The organism is Dietzia sp. DQ11-38-2, assembly GCF_014145055.1.
GTDB lineage: Bacteria > Actinomycetota > Actinomycetes > Mycobacteriales > Mycobacteriaceae > Dietzia.
Genome location: NZ_JAALDW010000237.1, coordinates 1 through 3,993 on the forward strand (window position 1 = coordinate 1; position 3,993 = coordinate 3,993).

The 3,993-nt window shown below is 68.7% G+C and carries 2 protein-coding genes and 2 pseudogenes; 1 reads left to right on the forward strand and 3 read right to left on the reverse strand.

Features of this window, described 5'->3' with window-relative positions; genetic code table 11:
- The 3 genes and pseudogenes from G6026_RS08945 to G6026_RS08955 all read right to left on the reverse strand — a co-directional run.
- Positions 1 to 210, reverse strand: a pseudogene (locus G6026_RS08945) (DNAase); the annotation flags it as partial.
- Between the two features lie 9 nt (positions 211 to 219).
- Positions 220 to 2,058 carry a methionine--tRNA ligase gene (metG, locus tag G6026_RS08950; protein ID WP_107756952.1) on the reverse strand — a complete coding sequence of 613 codons (1,839 nt, stop codon included), beginning with the start codon at positions 2,056 to 2,058 and terminating at the stop codon, positions 220 to 222.
- Between the two features lie 59 nt (positions 2,059 to 2,117).
- Positions 2,118 to 3,674, reverse strand: a complete 1,557-nt coding sequence (locus G6026_RS08955) for a BCCT family transporter (protein ID WP_182612958.1) — start codon at positions 3,672 to 3,674, stop codon at positions 2,118 to 2,120.
- An 81-nt stretch (positions 3,675 to 3,755) separates the two neighbouring features.
- Here G6026_RS08955 and G6026_RS08960 point away from each other — a divergent pair.
- Positions 3,756 to 3,993 (forward strand): annotated as a pseudogene (locus G6026_RS08960) (aminodeoxychorismate synthase component I); the annotation flags it as partial.

Sequence of the window (3,993 nt, forward strand, 5' to 3'; positions counted from 1 at the left end):
CTCGGCGGCGGCCACCACGGCCTCGGACTCCGCCAGGTCGTCGCCCACGGTCACCATCGCCGCCACCCCCGCCAGGGCCGCCCGATCCGCCGCGCCACGCACCTCGTCCGCCGTGCGATGACCGCAGGAGTACAGGTGCGTGTGGGCGTCGACCAGGCCCGGCAGCGGCTCGGGGAGGACGGGCGTCGGACGGGGCTTGCGCTTACCCATGGGTCCCGGTCACTCCGCCTGCTGGATCGGCGCCCAGTCGGGCCCGGTCTCGGCGAGATCCGGGTCGACCTTGGCGAACAGGGGGCTGGGCTTGGCCAGCGGGGTCCCGGGGGTCAGCTCGGTACGCGCCCACCGGGCCTGCTCGGAGGCGTAGTCACCCATGATGACGGGATAGCTGCGACCGGCCTCGGGCAGCCCCGCACCGACCAGGTCCACCGGCATGTCGTCGGTCACCTCGTGGACCTGCGGCGCCGCGGCCCACACCCCCTGCCCGCCGATCGCGCCGTGGATCTGCTGCGCGGCGGACGGCAGATAGGGGGTGAGCAGGGTGTTGGCGTCGGAGACCACCTGCAGGGCGGTGTGCAGGACGGTGCCCAGGCGCTCGCGTTGGTCGGGGTCCTTGGCGAGCTTCCACGGTTCGGTGGCGGCGATGTACCGGTTGGCGGCGCCGACGATCCGCATGGCCTCGGTGGCACCGGCCTTGAAGCGGGAACGCTCGAGATGGCCGCCGACCGTGGCGAAGGCGGCCTCCGCGTCGCGCAGCAGTTCGGCGTCCAGATCGGTCAGGGTCGCGGGCCGGGGGATCTCGCCGAAGTTCTTGTGCGCCATCGACACCGTGCGGTTGACCAGGTTGCCCCAGCCGCCCACCAGCTCGGCGTTGGTACGTCGGACGAACTCGTCCCAGGTGAAGTCGGTGTCCTGGTTCTCCGGGCCGGCCACCGAGATGAAGTACCTCAGCGAATCGGGGCCGAACTCCGCCAGGAAGTCGCGGACGTAGATCACCACCCCGCGCGAGGAGGAGAACTTGGACCCGGACATGGTGAGGAACTCGGACGAGACCACCTCGGTGGGCAGATTCAGCGCGCCGAGCGCCCCCGGCCGTCCGCCGTGCGCGCCCCGGCCGTCGTAGCCGATGAGCTCGGCCGGCCAGATCTGCGAGTGGAAGGTGATGTTGTCCTTGCCCATGAAATAGTGGGACACGGCCTCGGGGTCGGTCCACCACCGCCGCCACGCCTCGGGCTCGCCGGAGCGCCAGGCCCACTCGATGGAGGCGGAGAGGTACCCCACGACGGCGTCGAACCACACGTAGAGCTTCTTGTCTCCGCGATCCTGCCACCCCTCGACCGGGATCGGGATACCCCAGTCGATGTCGCGGCTCATCGCCCGCGGACGAAGGTCCTCGAGGAGGTTGAGCGAGAACTTCAGGACGTTGGGTCGCCAGTCCTTCCGCCCGGAGAGCCAGTCCCCCAGCGAGTCCGCGAGCGCGGGCAGGTCGAGAAACCAGTGCTCGGTCTCGATGAACGTCGGGGTCTCCCCGTTGATCTTGGAGACCGGGTTCGTCAGGTCCGCCGGGTCGAGCTGGTTGCCGCAGTTGTCGCACTGGTCACCGCGGGCACCGTCGTAGCCGCAGATCGGGCAGGTGCCCTCGATGTACCGGTCCGGCAGCGTGCGGCCCGTGGACGGGCTCACGGCCCCGGTGGTGGTCTTGGCCACCATGTACCCGTTGCTGTGCAGACCGCGGAAGAGTTCCTGGACCACCGCGTAGTGGTTCCGGGTGGTGGTCCGGGTGAACAGGTCGTAGCTCAGCCCCAGGCCCGCCAGGTCGTCGACGATGACCCGGTTGTACCGGTCGGCGAGTGACTGGACCGACACGCCCTCCTTCTCGGCCTGCACCAGAAGCGGGGTGCCGTGCTCGTCGGTGCCCGAGACCATCAGGACGTCGTTGCCCGCCATCCGCTGGTACCTGGAGAAGACGTCCGACGGCACCCCGAAACCCGAGACGTGACCGATGTGCCGGGGGCCGTTCGCGTACGGCCATGCGACCGCGGTCAGGACTGTCTTCGCCATGGGTCCCAGACTAGTGGTCGCGTCCGCGGGGTCCGTGCCGGGCGTACACCCGGCCCGCCTCATGCGTTCTCGGCCGCCGGATCGCTCGAGAGCGACTTGTGGATCGACACGCACAGGGCGATCAGCACCAGCACGAACGGTGACGCCGCGATGATGGTCATGTTCTGCAGACTCGACAGCGCGTTCCCGCCTCCGTCACCGGCCACCAGCATGATGATCGCGACCGCGGCCGTGAACGAGCCCATGAGCATGACGATCCACCGCGAGGGCTCCTCGATCCCGTACTGGGCCATCCCGCCCATGACGATCGACGCCGAGTCGGCCGAGGTGATGAAGAAGACGGCGATGAGCGCCATCGCCACCACCATCAGCACCGGCGCGAGGGGGAGCTCGCGGAGCAGGTTGAACAGCTGCGGTTCGAGAGAACCGTCCCCGAAGACGCTTCGTCCGGCCTCCTCGAGGTAGAGGGCGAAGCCACCGAAGATGGAGAACCAGATCACCGACAGGGTGCTGGGGACCAGGACCACGCCGATGATGAACTCGCGGACCGTGCGGCCGCGGCTGATCCGGGCGAGGAACATGCCGACGAAGGGCGACCAGGAGATCCACCACGCCCAGTAGAAGACGGTCCACGAGGACAGCCACCCGGCGGCTTCACCGTTCTCACTCACCGCGGTGCGGGAGGCCATCTCGAAGAAGTCGGAGAAGTAGGTGCCGATCGTGGTGGGGATGAGGTCGAGCATGAAGAACAGGGCCCCCGAGAAGATGGCCACGAACAGGGCGAGCGAGACGGCCAGCACCAGGTTGATGTTGGACAGGATCCGGATGCCGTTGCCGATCCCGGAGGCGGCCGAGGCGAGGAACACCAGTCCCAGCACCACGATGACGCCCACCACGAGGGCGATCCCGCCGCCGTCGACCGCGCCGGTCTCGTTGAGCCCGGCCCGGATCTGCAGCGCGCCCAGCCCCAGCGAGGCCGCGGTGCCGAAGATGGTGGCCACGACGGTCGCCACGTCGAGCACCTTGCCGATCCACCCGCTGGCCCGCTTCTGACCGATGAGCGGGACGAACGCCTGGGAGACCAGATGCCCGCGCTTGAAGCGGTACGCGGCCAGGCCGAGCGCGAGGCCGACGACGGCGTACATCGCCCACGGGTGCAGGGTCCAGTGGAAGGCCGTGGTGGCCATGGCCACGTCGTACTGCTGCTCCTGCCCGGGGGGCGGGGTCTGGTAGTGCGTGAGCGGCTCGGAGACGCCGTAGAACATCAGGCCGATGCCCATACCGGCGGCGAACATCATCGCGATCCAGGACTTGGTGGAGTACTCCGGCTTCTCGTTGTCGCCACCCAGACGGATCCCGCCGAAGCGGGAGAACGCGAGGTAGATCGTGTAGGCCACGACGGTGGTGGAGACGAGGATGAACAACCAGCCCACGGTCTCGACCACCAGCGAGAACGCATTACCCGCGGCGTTCTCGAACGACGCCGTGTAGAACGCACCCCAGACCACCACGATGAGGGCGATCACGGTGGTCGGGATGATCACGGCGAGGTCGGCTCGGGGCTTACCGACCGGAGTCGAGGCGGGGTCACTCTTCTGTTGGCTGGAACTGGACATTCATGAAACCTTGTCAACAACTTCCGCAGAGTGCAAGGTAATAACTTCTTCACCTGCACAGTCGCGTGTAAGCATGAACGGGTGCCCGACCGTCTGATAACCGTCCCGGACCTGCTCCGCGCGCTGCACGGTCGGTCGCGGTCACTGGGTCTGGCGCCCCCCGCCGCCTTCCTCGGCGACTGGCACGACCACCGTGCCGTGGTGGTGCCGTCGGTGCACCTCGAGCCCGTCGCGCACCCCGCCGCCTTCGAGGAGAGCGACCAGCTCGTCGTCGTCTACCGCTCCTTCCCCGACGCCGTGCCGGGCGCCGCCCCGCCGC

Excerpts from the sequence above, each read along its gene's own strand:
- metG (WP_107756952.1), bottom strand. The coding sequence starts at position 2,058 with ATGGCGAAGACAGTCCTGACCGCGGTCGCATGGCCGTACGCGAACGGC.
- G6026_RS08955 (WP_182612958.1), bottom strand. The coding sequence starts at position 3,674 with ATGTCCAGTTCCAGCCAACAGAAGAGTGACCCCGCCTCGACTCCGGTC.